Source organism: Flavilitoribacter nigricans DSM 23189 = NBRC 102662, from assembly GCF_002646595.1.
GTDB lineage: Bacteria > Bacteroidota > Bacteroidia > Chitinophagales > Saprospiraceae > Flavilitoribacter > Flavilitoribacter nigricans.
Window position 1 is genome coordinate 23,276 of sequence record NZ_PDUD01000005.1, and the last position, 20,984, is coordinate 44,259.

10 protein-coding genes are annotated in these 20,984 nt (G+C 47.6%); 6 read left to right on the top strand and 4 right to left on the bottom strand.

The annotated features are described in order from the left end of the window. Window positions 1–3: 3 nt before the first annotated feature. Window positions 4–756 carry a hypothetical protein gene (locus tag CRP01_RS41815; RefSeq protein WP_143473268.1) on the bottom strand — a complete coding sequence of 251 codons (753 nt, stop codon included), beginning with the start codon at window positions 754–756 and terminating at the stop codon, window positions 4–6. 10 nt (window positions 757–766) lie between these two features. Next, window positions 767–2,137: a metal-dependent hydrolase gene (locus CRP01_RS04550; protein WP_099148827.1), complete on the bottom strand. Its 1,371-nt coding sequence runs from the start codon at window positions 2,135–2,137 to the stop codon at window positions 767–769. A gap of 208 nt (window positions 2,138–2,345) precedes the next feature. On the opposite strand from CRP01_RS04550, the gene CRP01_RS04555 reads away from it, so the two are divergent. Continuing rightward, entirely contained in the window at window positions 2,346–2,708 is a 363-nt protein-coding gene (locus tag CRP01_RS04555; protein WP_170110221.1) for a four helix bundle protein, read from the top strand. 86 nt (window positions 2,709–2,794) lie between these two features. Here the strand turns inward: CRP01_RS04555 and CRP01_RS04560 are convergent, their stop codons facing one another. Continuing rightward, complete coding sequence (locus CRP01_RS04560) at window positions 2,795–4,339, bottom strand: site-specific integrase (protein ID WP_099148829.1); 1,545 nt, start codon at window positions 4,337–4,339, stop codon at window positions 2,795–2,797. Between the two features lie 310 nt (window positions 4,340–4,649). Continuing rightward, a complete protein-coding gene (locus CRP01_RS04565) occupies window positions 4,650–5,537 on the bottom strand; it encodes a hypothetical protein (protein WP_099148830.1) in 888 nt (295 codons plus the stop codon). Between the two features lie 1,083 nt (window positions 5,538–6,620). Between CRP01_RS04565 and CRP01_RS04570 the strand changes: the two genes are divergently transcribed. The 5 genes from CRP01_RS04570 (at window position 6,621) to CRP01_RS04590 (ending at window position 20,834) form a co-directional block, all read left to right on the top strand. Next, window positions 6,621–7,766 (top strand): NHL repeat-containing protein, encoded by a 1,146-nt coding sequence (locus CRP01_RS04570; protein WP_143473269.1) that lies wholly within the window; start codon window positions 6,621–6,623, stop codon window positions 7,764–7,766. A 22-nt stretch (window positions 7,767–7,788) separates the two neighbouring features. Then, on the top strand, window positions 7,789–9,270 hold the full coding sequence (locus CRP01_RS04575) for a sulfatase family protein (protein ID WP_099148832.1): 1,482 nt from the start codon (window positions 7,789–7,791) through the stop codon (window positions 9,268–9,270). A 1,010-nt stretch (window positions 9,271–10,280) separates the two neighbouring features. After that, a complete protein-coding gene (locus CRP01_RS04580; protein ID WP_170110222.1) occupies window positions 10,281–13,400 on the top strand; it encodes a sensor histidine kinase in 3,120 nt (1,039 codons plus the stop codon). Further along, on the top strand, window positions 13,390–14,133 hold the full coding sequence (locus tag CRP01_RS04585; RefSeq protein ID WP_170110223.1) for a LytR/AlgR family response regulator transcription factor: 744 nt from the start codon (window positions 13,390–13,392) through the stop codon (window positions 14,131–14,133). The genes CRP01_RS04580 and CRP01_RS04585 overlap by 11 nt, the downstream gene beginning before the upstream one ends. A 566-nt stretch (window positions 14,134–14,699) precedes the next feature. Next, window positions 14,700–20,834: an RHS repeat-associated core domain-containing protein gene (locus tag CRP01_RS04590; protein ID WP_099148835.1), complete on the top strand. Its 6,135-nt coding sequence runs from the start codon at window positions 14,700–14,702 to the stop codon at window positions 20,832–20,834. The last annotated feature ends 150 nt before the right edge of the window (window positions 20,835–20,984 follow it).

Below are 20,984 nucleotides of genomic sequence, written 5' to 3' on the forward strand. Positions count from 1 at the left end.
TGCTCATTTCAGATGAGCTATTGCCAAAATCTCCAATTCCAGGAGCTGCAATTGCCCCGCCTTATCCCGTAAAGCCTTCTTCTGTAAGAGGAAGGTCCGTTTTGCCTGGAGGAAATCCGAAGGCGCCCGTTCCTGTCGCTGGTATTCATCTTCCCGGATGGCAAAGATCTGGGCTTCTACGCGATGCAGGGACTCTAAGTGGTCGAGTTCTTCCAGTAGGAGCCGATGGCGCAACAACAATCCCTGCAATTTAGCTTTTTCCCGTTCTGCTGCCAGTTGATTTTTTTCGATGATCTGTTGCCTTTTCGCGGCTCGGGTTTGCTTATCTCGTTGCGCCTGGTAGAGGATCCCCGAAGAGAGACTGATGCTGGGGCGGGGTTGCCCGGTAACGGTATAAGTGATCCCGAGGTTGGGGAGGAATTTCAGCCATTCGCCTTTTTTGGATTCTTTAAATTTCAGTAGATCGAGGTGGGTTTGATGGGCGTAGAAGGCGTCGATCGCCTGGTAGAGGGTTTTGCTGGGGGGGAGGGAATCGGGAGGGCTGGATGGTTTTATGGTTGGATGGCTGGATGGTTCTATGGTTGGATGGCTGGCTGGTTCTATGGTTTTTGAGGGTTGATGGTCAAGGGTTGAAGGTTGATGGTTTGATGGCTGGACGGTTGGATGGTTAGATGGTTGGAGGGTTCCAATACAAGATGGCTGGGCGGTTGGTGGTAAGCAGAAGATTGCGATGGTGATGATGCATATCGTTTTCATATGATTGATTTTAGATGATGGTGACGAAGGTGATGTGACCGGATAGGAGCTGGGGAGAAGGGGAGAGGGGGGGATTGGGTGACTGGGTGAGTTGGAGCTTCGTTAGCCGTTGCTGGTTTTTGCGTTGCTCCTGTTTTTGGAGTTCAGCGATCTCGATGGCGAGGTGGCGTTCGGTCTCCAGATCCGGATGAGTTGGTTTGGTCTTGCGTAAGTTTTCCAGTTGCTGGTATAATCTTTCCTGCGTGGGCATGTCCGTTGCCTGGCGGATCTGCTGTTTGAGTTGTTGGATGTCACGTTCGCGGCTGTGGAGTTGGTTGCGGTAGAGCTGATTGCGGCTCCGGATTTGCTGTAGTCTGTTTTGGAGGATAGGAATACGGGGATTGGCCTCGTAGAAAAAAGGAGGCTGATCGGTGGTCGTTGGGGAGAGCGTATCCTGCGGCGTTACGAAGATCAGATCGGTCACGTACTGCTCGTGGATGCGTTTTTGTTCCGTGGTATGGCCATCCAGAAGTATACGAAAAGGGAGCGGGCTACTCAGGTCGACCTCCGTGATCAGCTGGCCTTTGACTAGTCGGTTGAGGCTATCCAGCGAAACATTCACTATAGAAAGGTGCTCGTAGACAAATTTCCGCCCCGTGTGGCGCGGGAGCAGTTTATTGAGGACCATAGACTGCTTATCCAGTCGCCGGAAGCGACCATTTTCCAGGAGGATAGCATACTGCTCGGTCACTTCGATACAATATCCCCGTCCGGAAAGCGGCTCAGTACCGCGCTTCGCCAGGTAGCTGACCTCCAATAGATCATCCGCCTTGTGAAATTCGCTGACTACATGTTTGAGGGTACCGAAAGTCCGGTTGTAGGTCGTCCAGAAGCCCTGTTCGAATAAGGGACGCATGAACAGCGCCGCCAGTAAGAAGAGACAAAAAGTAATGGTCTCCGCCCGGCGATCGTCGTTGCGGATCCGCCATTTGGGATTGGCCGGCATGACGAACGGATTCTTGCTGAAAGGGTAGAGTAGTGGCACGCCCATGAGGGTGACCATATCCAATAGGAGATGAGAGAAGTAAGCGAAGAAATAGACGATCGCCAGGGGACTGTGACCGCTGATGGCTTTTTCGATCAGGGCAAAGAGGAAGGTCGAGCACACCAAAGCAACGGCACTGTGGGTGATGGTGCGATGCCCCCAGCGCCGGTTGATGGCCTGAGCAATGGGTTTGAGGCTGCGTCCGATGATGGACTTCGGGTGATCGATGTCGGGTAGGAGGGAGGCGATGAGCATGACACCGATGGAGGTTGGCGTGTTGAAGATGTTGATGTTGCAGAGGGCGGAGCAGAAGCCGGTGATGATGATGCCGCCGGCGAGGTGGTTGGGGGTGCGCATGGGGGGTGGTTTGAATGGTTATGATGGTTTGATGGCTGGGATGGTTTGATGGCTATGATTGCTTGATGGTTTGTATTGTTTGATGGTTATGATGGTTTGATGGCTGGGATGGTTTGATGGTTGGAGCGTGGGAACTGGGGGAAAGAATTTGGGTTAGACTGTCCTGGAATGAATTGAAAAATGACCGTAGAATTGGCGGATGGAATACATGACACTGGAAAAGATCGAAGCATATGTTCATGCTCATGAGTTGGGGAATGAGATATGGGATTGCGTAAACAAGTGGGATAAATTTGCTCGTTGGAGCATTGGCATTCAAATTTCCAAATCGGCGGATTCTATGTCGGCAAATATTGCAGAAGGGTTCGGGCGGTATTACAAGAAGGAGAAAATTCGTTTTTACCGGTACAGTTCCGGATCTGCCTGGGAGACTAGGGAATGGCTGATTAAGGCGAAAAACCGAAAGTTGATCCCTGACGAACAGGTAGACGTGCTCATATCCGGTGTGGAGGAACTTCCGAAAATGATCAACCGACTGATTCTGTATACGAACCAAAAATTGAAATATTAGATGGAGGAGTTTTGCCTTTGATCTCGTATTCATTTTTGCTTAGTTTTTTTCCATTCAACCATGATAACCATCCAGCCAGGAAACCATCATAGCCATTTACGTTTTAATGATCTAAAAATGGGACGGGCGAAGATCGCAAAGACCAGGGCGAGGCCGCCGATGAGGCGGAAAGCGCCACCGTCCTCTCCGAATTCGGAGCCCATGTAGCGGAGACCCATGAGGGAAGAGATACAGATGATGAGGATGACCGTAAAATCAATTTCATTTTTGGAAGCGGTATGTTTGATGCGTTCGGTGGCCGCAACGGTGATGCGGGGTTCTTTGGCGAGGCGATCGACCATTTCGATGATGAAAAGCGGATTGCCCTGGGTATCCTCCCAGATGCGGTTTTTGAAGGATTCGAAATCCTCGATCCGATCGAGCAGTGGCGAACTGAGTCGTTCGATGAGCAGGATGGCATCGGGGCGGGGGAGGGGCTGGAGCTCGATGAGCTCGAAATTGGAAAAGGCCGTGCGGTATTCCATCCGGATGCGGCGGCCGGCGGCGATGATATGGAAATGATTCTTGAAGTTCTCCAGGATGCGAACACCCGATTTGGTGATATTGGTGACATCGTCGATGAGAATGGTGTATTCTTTCTCGCGGGTGACCTCGATGGCAAGTTCACAAAGGCGCTTGATACTTTCACGCGTAGCGATTCTGGTCTCGAACTGCTGGCGGGACTCCGTGCGGGAGACCATTTTCAAGATCTCCTCTTTATCGTTGTCGAATAATTCCAGCAATAGGCCGCCGAGCAACCTCTTGGGATACTGGAACTCATCCATACGGATGATATTTCCCTGCTGGTAGTTGTCCAGCAGATGCGTTTTGCCGATGCCCGGATCGCCCAGGAGCAGCGTATTCACCTTTTTAGCGGCCAGTTCGTAGAGTTGAGTAATTTCCCGACTTCGGCCCACGTGAAATTTTGTTAGTCCCGTTCTCGTATGGGTGATCGGAATTTCCGAAGGTGTACCTTTTGGGGGAGCGAATAAGCGCTGCCAGAAAGACGGTTGCCGCTCGATGCTGTCGATCGCCCGGCGGAGCTGCTGCTGTGGGACGTGCAGGTAGATCTCCGTGGTTTTTACACTTTTATGGCCGAGTAGTTCTTTAGCCACCCTGATGTCATTTCCCTTGCTGACCACATTACTGGCAAAGTGATGCCGAAGCATGTGGGGGTGGATCGCCTGGCCACTGTATTTTTTGATCCGTCGCCAGACACTGCGACGATCCAGGTGTGGTTTGGAAGAACCGCGGCCGGCGGGAAATACATACGCATCCGCCGAGTGATCCCTGAGTTTGGGCCAGTACTGCGCGAAAGCCTGGATGACATTATCCGTGAGTGGAATGAAGCGCAACTTATCTTTCTGGGATTTGCGCTTTTTCAGACTGCTGACCGTAAGCACCTTATTCTCAAAATCGAAGTCGCGGATCTGCAGGCGTACGACCTCGGTGACCCGGAGGCCGGCTTCCTGCATGAGGAGGACGATGAGTTTGTATTTGTAATTCCGATCGGCCCTCTGGTGGATCTGTTGCAACTGTGCTTCCGAAGGTAATTGGATTTGATGATAATTTGTTTTTGCTTGATCTGGCATAGATCCGATTTTTAGTAGTGGTTCCGCGGGAGAAAAAAAATGTGCCCGGGGGTATAGGGGGGCGACAGAATGCGGATTCTGTCACCCCCAGGTTTTTGGGGAAAGGGTGACTTGTTTTTGGTGAAATATTTTATTTGAACATTTTAATTTTTCAGATCTTTAAGTTGATGATGTGAGCCGTTTTATTTTTCATTTTTCAAGTCAAAAAGGAAGCAAAGGACTCAGCAAAATATCTCACCCGCCTAACCCCGTACGATTGCTCTGCGATCACTTTCGTCTTAATGAAATAAGCACGTCAGGTTATCATCAATTACTGGAAGAACTTCACTTCGAACTCAAATCCGTCGGCTACGTTGCTGAGGCAATCCAGATAGCAGTCGGGGACCACCACATCCAGAAGAAAGCGATCATTGAGGCGATTGCGGTGGACCTCCCAATCGGCCTGTTCGAGGCATTCATCCGCGAGGCCAATCCAGAGACTATAGGGAACAAGTTGCATGCTACTGGAGATCCGGAGCAGCGATTGACCGCTGCCCAATTGCGGATGTTGAACGATAGTCATGGAAAAGTCTTTAGGGCCGGGCTCCTGAAAGGCCAGATAACCAACGGTGGAGTGCCAGATGCCTGCCGGATCTCGTTGCGCCCTGAGGTGGACGATCTCCTGTTCCAGATCATAAAATCCGTGGAGATAAAAAGGAGTCGGCAGCACCGGGTAAGTATCCAGCAACTGGAACGCAAAGCGGATCGGCTCATCGGTCGATTTCAAGCACTCCCAATACGTACTGTCCAGTCGCGCGATGAGCAGATAATCCTTTTCCCGGGCGGTGGTGACCGTAAACTCGATGCCCGTAGCCGTATTTCCCGGATCGAGACAAGAAGCAGCAGCCAGCTGAAACCAGTTGGTGCGAATAGGGTAGGGGCTACGGATGATGATCTCCGGGAAATACTGAAATTGATTAGCGTAGAATCGGAAGGGAAGGTCCGTCTCAGCAATTGATTCCGGATGATAGTGCAGTTGTCCAAAACTATCCCGGCGGGCAAAATACTGGACGCCATCCTCATTCAGGATGCCATCGATCTGATAGTGAATTGGGCCCCAGTTATCCGGAGTAGTGCCGATCTCAGCAGGATCGTCTAAAGTGTTGCAAGAAGGGAAAAGCGCACAAAGTACGAGCGAAAAAATACATACCGCTTTCATGATTGGCAGTTAAGGTGAAAAAATGGTTTTCAGCGAGAAAATCAAATCATAGATCAAAAGGGAAGTGTCTACGAAAGATCTCCCGGGACTTTTCCATTTTATTCTTAGCTACCGATGAGTGTTGAAGGCTATTGAGGACCTGGAAATGTGCGAGTAATGAAGATTCAGGTACCTCAGTACTAGCAAGATAAGGATTTAGGATGATCTATTCAAACTATTTAGTTTATTTTTTATTTTACTCATTTATCTTTTTCTTTTCAGAAATAAATAAATGAGTAAAATCCTACATTATAAAATGCAGGATGCTGCAAGTTATGGGATAATTACGCTCTCTTACGGAACAACGGTATACAGCATAGAATCCTGGCAGAAAATATGATTGATGAGATGAATAGCAAATAGGGGATCAGCATTCCTCTGGGAGAATGAGAAATGTAAGTTTCAAACCGATCAGACAGACAGAGGATCGTGCGGTAGAATCTATTTACCATTGCTGTTTCCAGTTGCCATGATCAAAACGGCAACGAAGAATAGGATTACAAAGATAACCATAAGACTTCTCCAGTATGTTTGTGAATGTACAGGTAAATTGAGCGCTCTTTACCCTATTCTTACGCAGAAGATGGCGTGAGGTTCCGAAAATGAATGAATAAGCAACGCTCAGTAGTATCCGTACTTTCCTACTTAGAGAAGTATACTGACGTAAAATTGATTTGCGCAATCCAGAACAATTTAAGCACAGCATATAATGACCGAAGCAATTTGAGATTTTCCCAAACCACTTCGCGTCATGTATATCTTTTTTACCCATCAAGTCTGCTTCGCAGGTTTAGGAAGTGGTCTTTTCTTATGGTAAATTGAACAGGCTTACCGGTTTGGAAAATCAGAGCTGGCCATGGTATGTCCGAAGCGACGATTAAAACACCCGCTGATAGTTCATAAAAACCACCATCGTAAGTACCCACCGGGTGGATAGATATTGCAGTATTCGGAAAAAATCAACAACCGCAATCAGGTGAGCCGGCTAAAATAACGTATAATAATTGAGCAGTTTCTAAAATAAAATAAATAAACAGCAGAACCGTGAAAAAAACTCCAACAAAGGTTTTAACTATCCTGGTCGCCTTGGGATTTTCTATCGCATCCGCAGCGCAGCATACCGACAGTAACGATACCTATCATACGCATGATCACGGCGTGGAAGCCGATCACCAGCATCATGAGCCCGAAACGGTGCCGGCACGTCTGGTTAGTGATAAGGCCAGACTGGTCACCGGCCAGGGCGATTTCATCTTTTCCTGGGACGAGAAATTAACGGCGGCATTTCCGGAAGCGGCTCTGGAGTTTGAGTCAGCGATGCATGGTGGCTTTAATGAAGACCCCGAGACCGGTATCGTCTATACGGGTATTCCCGGCTACGGCTTATGTGCCATCAGTCCCGATCTTACCGAATGGACGGTCATTGGTACCGATGAACGCCTGAAAGACAATATTCACGGAATCGTGTTCTTTGTACACAAGGGGAAAAAACACCTGGCCATAGCCCAGGAAGGAAAGAGAGTATTGGTCCTCAATATCGACGGCACCATCGTCAGTGACGTACTCAAGCCCAGAGGGAATGAGTTTGATTTTGTACCCGCCAATGATTTCTTTTCTTCCGCGGAAAGCAATTTTGGCGTCACCGACGTCACTTATTTGGATGGCCGAATTTACGCCTCCCACGGATACTCAAAAGGAGACTTCATCCTGACGATCGAAGAGCGGGACGGTTCCTGGACCTGGGGAAAGCTCGCCTGGGGAGGTAAGGGTAAGGCTCCCGGTCAGTTCCAGACGGCGCACGGTGTTTATGCCTACGATGGTCATATTCTGGTAGCTAACCGGGCCGCCGGACAAGTTGTTAAGTTCAGACCGGACGGTGGGTTTGTGGAAATGTTCGATAATATTCCGGAAGGCAGCCTGGTGTGCAATGTGTCCTATGAAACCGAGCATTTCTTTTTTAATGCCCTGCGACCAGTAGGCGAGGACCAAAAGTCGGCACCGATCTACGCCCACACGGGGAAAGACCTGGTTTCCACCATCGTACCCGGAGATCTGGACATTCCGGTTTTAACCAATATCCACCACGTCTGGCCTCATTTTGTGGAGGGCGAAAACGGATCCAAGCAATTGTACTTGCTGGTGCACGGGTGGAATAAAGGGAAATTCGCCGTATTGAAACTGGAGGAATAAGGAAGGAGGTAAAACACCGGCAATGAATCTGATCATCACCAGGTACTGCTCCATGCTCATCGTCCTGCTTTCGCTGATCGGCTGTACGGGAGACCCGCAAACACCGCTGTCGGCAGAAGGCGAGGAATACCAGTCGCTAAATGTGTTACTCATCACCGCCGATGATCTGAATTATAACTCCGTAGGCGCCTACGGATGCCGGATCCCCGATATCACGCCACATATCGACCGCCTGGCCGCGGAGGGGATGCGGTTCACCAACGGCTTCGTCAACATTGCCATTTGTCAGCCGAGCCGGCAATCCATCATGACCGGGAGGTATCCGCACCGGAACGGCGCGCCGGGCTTTGACCCCATCAGCCGAAACGTGACCACTCTTCAGGAAGCCCTACAAGAGGTCGGTTATCTGAACGCCATTATCGGTAAAGAGGAGCATCTGAAACCGATGGATAAATTCTGCTGGGATTTTTGTATCCGAGAGGAAGACGTGGCTTCCGGACTCGGCATCGGCCGCGATCCGGAGCTTTACCACGATTATATCGCCAAATTCCTGGCAAAAGCAAAAAAGGAAAGCAAGCCCTTCTTTCTGATGGCCAACACGCACGATCCGCACCGGCCGTTTGCGGGGAGTGCTCAGGAGAAGCGCGCCTGGGGAGAGGATCCGCCGAAATTTACCCGGAAAATAACGCCCGAAGAAATTACCGTCCCTGACTTTCTGCCGGATCTGCCGGAGGTGCGACAAGAGATCGCGGAGTATTATACCTCCGTGTACCGCTGTGATCAGGTAGTCGGTGCGATCCTGCAGGCCCTGGACGAAAGCGGCTTCCGGGAAAATACCCTGGTCATGTTCATCAGCGACAACGGGATATCCGTACCCTTCGCCAAAGGGAACTGTTACCTCAACAGTAATAAGACGCCCTGGATCATCCGGTGGCCCGGGCAGGTCCCCGCCGGAGCGGTGGACAGCACCCACTTTATTTCCGGAATAGATTATATGCCCACGATCCTCCATGCGCTGCACCTGTCCAAAGTACCGGACATGGACGGCTACTCCTTTCTCCCGGTCTTAAAAGGGCAGGAACAAAAACAACGGAACGTGGTCTTTACCCAGCTGCACAAGTTGTTTTCCGGCCGGGAATACCCCATGCGTTGCGTGCTTAACGGGGATTACGGCTACATTGCCAATTTTTGGGCAGACGGACAATTTCACTTCACCGGAGATGCCCTGAGCGGCAGAACCTTCCAGGCTATGAACGGAGCAGCAGCTTCCAATCCGGCAATCGCCGAACGGGTCGAACTCCTGAGGTTCCGTGTGAAGGAGGAATTCTACGATTTCCGGAATGATCCGGACGGACTCCAAAACCTGATCCATGATCCGGAACTGCAGGTAGAGCAGGAACGATTAAAGCGGCTGCTCCACGCTGAAATGAAAAGGAGTGATGACCCGCTCTTGTCAGCGTTCGAGGAAAGGTTTTTCGATAAGGGTGGAGACGGAGGGCATTGAAGTCCTCGGAAATGTTTTGTGGTAGTAAGACAAGAGCTCTTTAGGGGAAATGGCAAAAAAAGGGCTGGTTTGTTTTGTTGTGGTCAGCCGGTATAGGGTTACAGTTGTTTATTTACCTAAATATCTGGTAAAGCTTTTTTAACAAGTTGGGATTGTGAAATAATGCACTATTCCAGAATGATGTTAACTCAACCAATTTCCCGGCCCAATACCTTTCGCAAATCCAAATAAAGGGGATGTCTCCATCCATGCGAAATTTCCCCACAGCTTTTCTCTTAGATTTGCCGACAATGGATGTGTGCGATATGTGGCTGCCGGTCTATTATATCCGGTATTTTCAGCTTTTCCAGGTGTTCGGACAGATCGAATAAGAGGAGTGGCGCAAAATAGAATTTGTACAGGCAATTATTATTGACATAAATCATTCATCCCTGAATGGCAAATAGATCCTTCACATCCCTCCGGGACTTCCACCCTTGATTCGCATGATTCATCCTTCATTTTAGGACTAGGACACAGTAAATTGAGGATAAGGATAAACAGGGTATAGTTGCGGGTTAGCGAGTTGGCTAACCCGCAATTCCAAAACGCTTTGACATCGAGAGATTGATCCCTACATCTTCTTGCTCTTGCTCTTTTGTGTTCCGGGCCAGGACGACTCAAGATTAAATCTTAGGAAAGAAGCTGTCACCAACGCCCAAAAAATTGCCTGTTCTTTAAGACCTATTTGTCAATTTTTGAAGCGTTGGCGAAGCGTAAAAGGAGAGATAGCTTTAATTCCGAATTAACCTAAAGATAAGTGCAATGAAAAACATGTTTGTCTGCAAATAGCCCATCCCGGCTTATATCCTCACCAACACCCCTTTTGCAAGTATGAACCGGGGAGAATCGGGAACGAAAGTGTAATTAAGCCTGCGTTAAACCCCACATTTCACCTTCGAATTGAAGGAGCAAAAAGCGACATTTTGTGAATAACTGTATTTTACTTCCTAAAAACTATGCCCAGGTGGTTGATCCTAAAAATTCTCCTCTATTTTTTATTTGGAGCTTTCCCATTAGCCCGGATAGCCGCTCAGTACAATCTCACCCATACTTATACGGTCCAGGACGGACTACCTTTTACCGAAATTTTCAAATGTACGGTCGCTTCCGACGGTAAGGTCTATTTTATTACCAATCTCGGGCATTTGATCCGTTACGATGGTGCTGAATTTAAACCACTCCATCAGGGGGTGCCATTCCCTTCGGATCGTTCGGTATTTGGATTTACCGCCGAAGATCGTTTCGGGGTATGGCTCGCTTTTGGAAGTCAAGTGCTGCGGGTGCAGGGTGACCAGGAATGGGTGATAGATCTTCCACCGGATCTGCAACAGCCGATCCAGAAGACCGAAGGAGCGCTTACTTTCTTCGATCAGAAAAATCGCGCCTATCGTTATGATCCTGACCGCAACACTTTTAAGATAGATTCGGTATTTGATGATCTGGTGGAATCCCTAGGAGATCCGGCCTATACCAGTTGGTATTTCGATTCGAAAAATTATTGGTTAATCTACCGGAACAGTACAGATACCGGACATCAGGTGGTACAGCTGAACCAACAATTCCAGATTGTATCAAAACCGGATTTTGGAGGTGGGGGTACTATCCGCAGCTGGTTTGCCCAACCCAATGGAATCAACTTGGCCATAAATATGGATATGCCGGGTCTTTCACCCCGTGCACTGGCAAAAGTGGATCAGGGTCATTTAATACCAATAACAGGAAAGGACTGGAATGGAAAAGTCCGAAATCAATTTCTGGATTATATCCCATTTTATACACAGGAACGTTTGTTTTTTTACGGTCATCCACCGCCCGAGCACGCTTTATCGGAAGATGACTTTGAGATCTGGGAACTGAAGCAAGGAACGGAGGCCGAGTTAGTAGTGCGTATTCAGTTAAAGGCGCCCATAGTCGGATCGAGGCCCGATCTCGATCAGGCCGGGAATTTCTGGGTAGCTTCCCATTCCGGTTTAGTAAAGATCTTTTCCGCCTTCATGGGATGTTTTGAATCGCACCCCAATATGGTCAGCGGTCTACACACCATCAATGAAGATCCGGAGGGCAATATTTATCTGGGAGCTTATCGTAACGGTTACGCAGTATTTGACGGGAATTCTATCGTTCGCCCGCGCCAAACCGAGTTATTACCCTTCATGCCCGGCGGTTGGCGTGATGAACGGGGAATGATGTATTTTCTAAAGGAACAGCCCTACGGTTTTTTTAGGTCTGATGGAAAGGAATGGGATATTCGCCCTTCCTATAAAGATGATCCACCTAGATTGATGCTCGGTTATTATATAACCCCCATACAAAAAGGGAAGGTGCTGGCTTTCGGATTAAGTGGAAAAGGGATCGGAATTATGCAGCCGCCTTTTCTGCCCGGCCAGCCCGTACGGTATATCGGCGAGGAAAAAGGAATGACCTTAGCCAATGTGCTCACCATCGCCGAGGATACCGGCGGTCGAGTATGGTACGGTCGAAGTTCGCAGGGGATCGGGGTGTATGATCCCCAATTGGATACCGCCGTGACCTGGGAGATCACCAATGAAGGAGGCCTGGGAGCGATGAGTTTGCTAGTAGACTCCCGGGATAACCTATGGATGGGCACCCAATATGGTTTAGCTTTTCTGGAAAAACCAGATCGTTTTGATCTCCTGCACCAGGACGCCAATGATGCCCTTCAACTCCTTGACCTGCCCCAAGCTGGAAGGGGATTAGTGACTTTTATTAAAGAATACCGCGGCCAGCTGATCTTCGGTAACAACCGTGGGTTTGGGTTGTTGGATCTCCATTCTTTTTATGAGCGAAATGACCAGCCCTATGTAAAATTCTTTCCCACGAACCAATATCTGCCCGGCGGGGGATCAGAACAGAACGCTGTCTACATAGATACGAAAGGTAAAGTGTGGATGGGCAATGATCTCGGAGCGATAAGCATGGATCTCGATCTGCTTCCCCCGGATACCGTCGCCATTGGTCTGGACTCCATCCTATTCTACCACGGTGAAAATGAGCAGACGCCCGTCACGGAAGATCAGTTGATCATACCCCGGGGGCAAAGATATCTCCGTTTTGCCTGGACGCCGGAATTTGATGGGCAGTTGCATCCCAATCACTGGCTGAATTACCAATTGGTCCTCGAAAGCGGGGGTACCGTCCTAACGGAGTCCTACATTACCAACCGGGACATTACCCTCGGCTACATCTCCCCCGGAAAACATCGCTTTTCGGTAGAGCTGTATAAAAACAACCTGCTACAAAAGCGATTCGACTACCAGCTGATCATTCCGCCGAACCTCGAAGAAACCTGGTGGTTCTGGGCGCTGGTCAGTGCCTTTATCACCCTGGCGGCCGGAGTGATCATGGGACTAGTCTATCGCAACAAGCGGCAGCACCAGCGCCACGAGCTGGCCACGGCCCGTCTGAATCAGGAAAAGGAAGAATTACAGGTGCAGGCCATTACCAGTTCGCTCAATCCCCATTTTCTCAACAATACCTTGCACTGGGTACAGGCCAGGGTGCGCAAGGACACTACCGCCGGTGAGGTAATCGACAAACTAGCGGCCAACATCCGTACGGTCTTCACCCATAGCCGGGATAAGCGGGCCTTTCATTCCCTCTGGGATGAATTGATCCTGGTAGAGAATTACCTCAAAATACAAGGAGAGCGATTTCGGGAAAGGTACCAGTACATTTTACCGGCTAAGGAAGAGCGTCTGCGATTTCGCCGGACCATGGTACCATTGATGCAGCTACAGATCCACATTGAGAACGCCATTGAGCACGGCCTGCGGCATCGCAAAGGCAGCACCGGAGTCACGGTCCGCCTGGAAGAGGAGGAAACGCATGTGTTACTCATCATTGAGGACGACGGTATCGGATACTCCAACGCAAAAAAACGGAGAATACGCAACACCCAGCAGGGCACCGAAATGCTCAATAGCCTCCACCAAATATATAATCAAAAAAACCAATACAAGATCACCACTGAAATTGAAGATAATATTTATCTTGATCCCACGACCCCAGAAGGCTACGGCACCCGGATTACGGTGCGAATTCCTAAAGTATATAACTATGCCCATTAAAGTTATTGTAGTCGAAGACGAATACGACGTGCTCCACGAACTGGTAGATGGCCTGCAGGAAGACCCATTAATCGAAGTCTGTGCCTACGCGCAGGAGGTGGAAGACGCCTTCGAAAAGATCCTGTCCACCCGTCCCAATGCCCTCTTCCTGGATATCCAACTGGAAGGCGGCACCGCTTTCGACCTGCTGGCGGAGCTGGATCAGGCCGGCGCTCCCGCCATCCCGGTGATCATCAATACTGGATTCGAATATTTTGAATACGCCCAACGTGCTCTCAACGATTACGGGGATCGAATCGTGCACATTCTTCAGAAACCCTTCTTTTCGCACTGGGAAGAAAAACGCAAAGAGTGTCTGGGCAAGATCCAATCTTTCCATTCCGGCAGAACGGAAGTCAGTCCCCTCGGCAGCTTCAATAAGTTCATTGCCCGCAGCAAAAACACCACCTTCCTCATCGATTTTGAAGACATCCAGTATCTGGAAGTCGCCGGCAGCGGCAACACCTACCTCCAGGCAAAAGGCCGCGAAGCCATCCTCATCCACCGCACCCTCGAAAAGATCCTGCCGGACCTGCCGGATTACATATTCCGTATCAGCCGTTACCACGCCGTACATCTGGACGCTATCAAGTGCCTACTGCACGAAGACAAGAAAGTGCAGCTGGAGGGAGTTCCCCAGGAATTTAAGGTGGGGGAGGAGTATTTTCGGCAGTTGTTGCGGTTGTTGGGGTGAGGAGGAAGCTTAAGTCAGAGGCTCCACTTAAAAATAAGCAGTTGATGGCGGATCAATCATACGCAGAGTAACAATCGGGTAGCCGAACTTTATACCCTAACTCACTACCAATTGAACACCTTCGGTATAAGATTCGCATTTGATGCATGTATCCCTTTCATTGGCGCAAAAGTGCCCTTCGTGCCTGCAAACTGGCATCTTATTACTTTCAGAAAAAAATTAATATCAACCTTCTTTATCTTGGGATCATGATGGAAGTAAAACCAAGTGCCAGTTATATTTTGTGATGGATTAAAATAGGGAAAGAGTATTTTCGGCTACTCCTCCGGTTATTAGCCCAAACAAGTAAAGCGATTCCAAATTAATAAGGTCGTTCACGGGAAATCACCAATAATGAGCCATATAAAACCCTATTGATAGTCGATTCAAAATCGGTCATTCCATTCTAACTTCTACTTAAACAATCAGCCTAAACTTCCTCCTGCGCATTCATTGCCCGGCTTTTAAAATTCTCTTAGGTTCCATCTTAATGCTTTGTATTATTTCTACATTCAAATTGGTCAATCATGCATATCCGAAGCTTCTTTTTTTGGAGTTTAATGGTTTTCAGTCTCGCCGTACAAACCAAGGAATTAAATGCTCAACAGCTACTGCGGAGCAATCCTGCAAACGAAGAGTTTGCTACGCGTAGCTCCAACTATGTCTGCAATAACTGGACCTTCATTGGTAGTACGGTTAAGTTTAGAATAACCTATCTTACTAATACCGTAATTACTTTTGAATTGAGTAAAAATGACGGTAGTAAGTTTACTACTAATGGTACATTTTACATAAAAGTCGGAGGCTATTGCGGTACGCCAATCGCAAATGGTGCGGTCCTTGAGGGGGCGGATTCAAGGTTTTTGTCCGTTAGTATACCAGATGATTTCAATAGTGGAAGTCTCGATTTCTACGGGATGTATATCACAAATGCAGGCGAACGCTATGCCGCCGGAAAGATCAATGTGTATTACGATACCTTTTTGAAATTTGAAAACTGTTTGGGGATGAACGATGAGGAGGTGAGTATAGGCAGTGATCTTAGAGTAAATTTTCAGCTGCAAAACCTCGGCCATAAGACTTGGGCAGGTGATGTAATTGTACTCCTGGACGAGGTGGAAGGATCTTCATATATAGAATTAAAAAGAGTAAACACCAGCATAGCAGCAAAAGACTACGAGCTATTTTATCTTCAGGAGGAGATTGCGGCTATACAGGCCGGAAATTATAGGTTATTGATAGCTTACACAAATGCACCCGGTGGAAATCCATTGGATTTTGTTATATATGGAGGGTGTGAACCAAATGCGACGATCGAACTCGCAAACAGTCTCACTATAACTCACTACCGACTCCTCCAGGTTACAACACCTTGCAGTGAAAATGCGGCAATCAGCATCACTAATCCTGATCAAGGAAATACTTACAACCAGCAGATCAACATCACCTGGGCAGGTGATCACCTGGGTAATTCCTGCCCCGTAGATATTCATTATTACATCGGCAGCAATGGTTCTCCAAAGCCAATAGCAGACAACGAATCAGATGACGGCGCCTATCAATGGAATATCAGTCAAAACATCAACTCGGATGATGTTTATTTGTCAGTGCTATACGATGAGCCCAACTCACAAGGCCAAAGAGTAGGAGATGTAGTCGGGCCGTTCTCTATCTATACGGATTTGAACGCACCGATATTGAGTAGCCCCGAAAACGGGAAAGAGTTTCCCTCCGGCACTACGGCCATCACTTATTCCTGGGCAAAAAATAATCCAAGTGGAGCGGCGAGTTATGAGCTGAAGCTGCGGGATGTGACTTCCGATGTAGTACTGCTCAATTTCAATGTCCCTCGTTCAGATATTGGCTCTTTTTCGCACAATTACAATTATGAGAACGGACATGAGTACCAGTGGACCGTAAGAGCAAAAAACTTAGATGGTAAAGTTAATGAAGCAAACGCCTTTCACTCATTTTCTATCGGCACCGCCGGAGGCACTGCCAATCTAGCATTGGATGCACCCCTCACAATCCGAAAAGATGGCATTGCTGCTTCTGTATTGCGGGTAGGAGAAACCTATAGCTTTTCAACAATTGTCCAAAATTCGGGAGGGATGCCCTGGTCAGGTTCGCTCTACCTAAAAGTAGGAACAGACGTAATAGATCTTACTTACCCAGATGGCCTTACCCTCGCTGATGGTAATAGTCAAAGTATCACCTATTCTTTTATCCCAACATCGAATCAAGAGGGGGAAGGAATCCCAGTAGAAATTCGATACCAAACCGGTGGTAGTGGTAGCTCATATCCCATTGGATCTATTATCCATGACAATCCCATCTTTATTGATATTATGCCCGCATTAGGACCCGCATTATTAAGTGTTACTACTCCTGCTTCTGGGTGGCAGATCGGAGAAACACGTACCATTCAATGGACAACCGACAATGCTCCGGATTGCAATGCCGTCACCATTGAACTGGAAGTTGCCGGAAACACTTTATATGTGCTAAAAGAGAACCATGCCTTCAGCAATTCCTCCGGCAGTTTCAGCTGGCAGGTAGGCTACGATCAAAATGGCCTGCTCATTCCGAATGTAGATGCGAGCTCTTTACAACTAAAAATATACTGTACAGGATCAAACAGTCCAATTGGCTACAGTCAGCCTTTTAGCCTGAGCAATGGCAGTGGAGGAATATGTTCCTATTTTACGGATTTACCTTCCTCCGGCGAAATTTTTGAAGCAGCCCAGTGCTTGTGCAGTCAGGGGTATATCACCCCACAGGGTGGAGCCATTGATGCAGATGCCCCGATATACCGGGCTGATCTGGCCAAACTGGTATTTTTCGCGCTTTACGATGGAGACGAAGCAGCCCCTTCCGATGCCTTTCCACTAACTTTTGCAGACCTCTATTACGAAGCGGATCCAGCGCAAAAAGCCTATTACAGATATGCAAAAGCATTGAGTTATCTGGAGTATGGAGACGGGGTCACACCTTTTGACCGGGATAGGATGCTCTTTAACCCTTATGGAACCATTGACAAGATAGATGCCCTGAAAGTCATATTAGAAGCCTTCAATATTAGTCCCGATTTTTCGGGTCCAAATCCATTCCCCGGCTATATTGACCTAGCACATCCTTCCTATGGTTATGTCAAGAAAGCCAGTACTGAAAAATGGTGTACTTTCGGCACGGATCTTTTCCAACCGATCTCCCGCAAGCATGTTTTTCTCATTTTGTACCGCCTACTGTCCGGTTGTGATGAAAATAACAGCTCCATCTACCAAAATAGCGATCCCGGGTCAGAAGCTTATTTCACCCCCGGCAACCTAAGCCCGGAAAATCTCGCCAGATCCATGGGTATGGACGAGGGTTTCTTTAAGTACCGGGAACAGACCAGCTTTAACATTCCCGGCTTTAATCTGTCCTTAAACTTTTCCCACTTTTACAACACCGCCATCCTAGAGCTACCCACCTCACTTCGGCGCATTACGCCTCTTGGAGATGGCTGGTCACATAGCTACAATTGTTATCTGGTAGAAGAAAAAGGCTGGAATGACCAAGGCTTTTCTCTTGATGACCGGGTATATGTCTTCTGGCCGGGCGGACAGGTGCACGCTTACAACGGCACCAACTTTCAAACCATTTCACACGGCGTATTTGATGAGCTCACTAAAGTCAATAATACTACCTATCGGATAAAGAAAAAAAATCTACTCGAATACACATTCACCAAATACACTTTGCTGGGCGGTAAAGCTGAAGTTTTTATGCTCAGCGAGATCAAGGATCGATTCAACAATATCATCCAGATCATTCACGAAAAAATAGTGGATGCTCCACGAATTAAAAAAGTGATAGGCACCGCCGGCCGGGAACTTCGCTTTTATTATCAAACCGGGAGCAATCAGTTATCACAGGTAAAAGATGTGGCCGGTGGCCGGGATATCTATTTCAATGTAAATGACGACAATAATCTACTGAGTTACACCAATGCCCGGGAAGACATGACTTATTATGATTATGGAACCAATGCTCAATTTCATTTACTGTACGAGATTACCCTGCCGCGCGGCAATAAGATCAGTGGTGATTATGATGCGATCACCAGAAAACTAAAACAGGTAAGTTATCCCGGCAATGTCTTCTATGAGGTAAATCTGAATCCCAATTACGACAATGCGGCGGATTTCCTATCTAATGTGAAAGATGCAACTGGGACGGAGGTGAAAAAATACCGGAATGAAAATGGACTGGTAGAAAAGAAATCCATCAATAATAATGGCAACCTTGTAGATCTGGAATATAGATACAACTCTCCCGTAGATCCGTTCCTTGTCTCCTCTATTGATTATGAGGGCTATGAATTGGGTGTTTCCTATGACAATAAAGGTAACCTGATAGATGTGAACTTACCGACAGGGATCAATCATCACTTCACCTATACTTCGTGGAACGACATTAAGACCTATCGTGATCCTAAAGGTAATACGACTACTTATGACTATATCGGGTATGCCCTCGATAAGGTGACCGATAACATGGGTTTCGTCACGGATGTATCGATTGACAGTCGTGGAAAGATGACTTCTGTTAAAAATCCCGAAAATATCACCTATATATTCGGATACGATAACTTCGGCAACCAAAAACGCATCAGTGGTCCGCTGGGTATCGAAACTACCGCCGAATTTGACGAAGTCGGCAGACTAAAAAAACTGACTAACCCTAACGGACAGGTCGCTACCTTCGAATACGATGTACATGATCTGATCCGGAAAGCTACCCAACAGTCTGCCACCGGTGATCTGGTCAGCGAGTACGATTACGACAAAAACGACAATCTCAACTGGATTAAAAACGCCAAAGGAAACAAGACCAATTTCAATTACACACTACTCGATCAGCTAGCTACCGTCGAATTTGGCGGCGACACCAAAGCCTACACTTATCTGGAGGATGGCTTGCTGGACACCTATTCCAAACCCGGGGGGCACACTTTCCAGTATGAGTACGATGACCTGGGGCGACTAGAATCGGATGGTTATGCCGGTTACACCTACGACACACAAGACAATATCAAAACGATCAGTAAAACGGGTGGATCGACCGTCGCATTTGACTACGATGACCTCAATCGGATGAAAACGGCGACTTATGAATCCCAAACTGTTGGCTACGATTATGATATAAACAGTAATGTCAAAAAAATTACCTATCCGGGCGGTTTTTCAGTTACCTACGACTACGATGCCAACAACCGGTTGACGGATGTACGTTGGCTGGGTAAGACCGTCCACTATGACTACTACGACGATGGCCGTCTTCAAAAAACGACCTATCCCAACGGTACGTATTGTAATTATAATTACGATGCCGCCGGCCGGATGATCGGTCTGACCAACCGAAAAAGTAATACAGAGATCATCGCCGCTTATTCCTTCACTCTCGATCCCATGGGGAATCATCTGGGGGAAGATCGCACAGAGCCATTCGGAGATCCCGCCCTGACACCAGTAGTGCATACCGGTAGCTACAACAGCGAGAATGAAGTAAATACTTACGCTGCTACCAATTTCAGCTTTAACAGCGACGGGCAACAAACGTCCAAAGGAGTTACTGCTTCGACCTGGGATGATAGAGACATGCTGCTTACTTACGGCAGTAATAGCTATGCATACGACGGAATGGGATTACGGCGATCTGCCACCCGGGACGGCATTACCCGAAAATACATCTGGGACGTCCGGGGTATGGGGAATGTATTGGTGGAAACGGACGGCAGCGGTAATGCCCTGTATTACTACATACATGGATTGGGCCTTTGTGCCAGAGTGAAGGTTTCCAATGATGCCGCGCACTATTATCACTACGACTTCCGGGGCAGTACCATCGCTATGACGGATAACGGAGAAAATATCACGCACCAATACAGCTATCTGCCGTATGGAGGTATTGCCGGGGAGCAAGAGGCAGATCCAAATCCTTTCAAATTTGTGGGGCAATACGGGGTAATGCACGATGGCGATGAATTGTACTATATGCGGGCACGCTACTACGATGCGCAGACGGGACGATTTTTGAGTGAGGATCCGGTTTGGGGAGAGAATTTGTATGCTTATGGGGGGGGGAATCCAACGATGTTTATTGATCCAAAAGGTACTATTGAAGCCGATCTGAAAGGATGCTTAATTCCAACCCCTTTAAATTTAGTTGTAGACGTTTGTCAAAGTTTTGATGGAGGTCCAATAGAAATTACCGCTGGCCCGGCAATCATGTCTGTTGATAATACAAATGTAAACCTAGATATAAGTGCTGGTTTATGTTTGGGTTCTAAAAAAATAGAAGATAAAACCCTCGGCTTTATTAAAGCTGATGTCTGTTTTAGCCTCGGAGCAGATTTAGAAGGCAAGCAATATTTAGATATTGAAGGAGGCGTAAAATTTGGAAATGTTGCTCTTCCTATAAACCAAACCTTTACAGACTATAGATCAGAATCTGAAATGGCAACAGTTTTAAAGCCAAATCCCCGAGCACCAATCTATTTAAATACCAACACTATTCCGACAAATAAAAATTCATTTTCTGACATTGATCTAACCCCTGTACATACAGGAGATGGTTATGGAGCTGGACTGAATTTAGGAATACAATTTAGAAAATAGGTGTAATGAAAAGGAATTAGTAGAAAACCTGCTCCTCCTTGGGGATAGTACTCTGCAATCTTTTTGCTGTTGAGAAGATAGAGTGACTTTTGAACAAGTTGTTTTGTCAATACAAACAGGATAAAATTAATTTTCACCCTTAAGTACAAA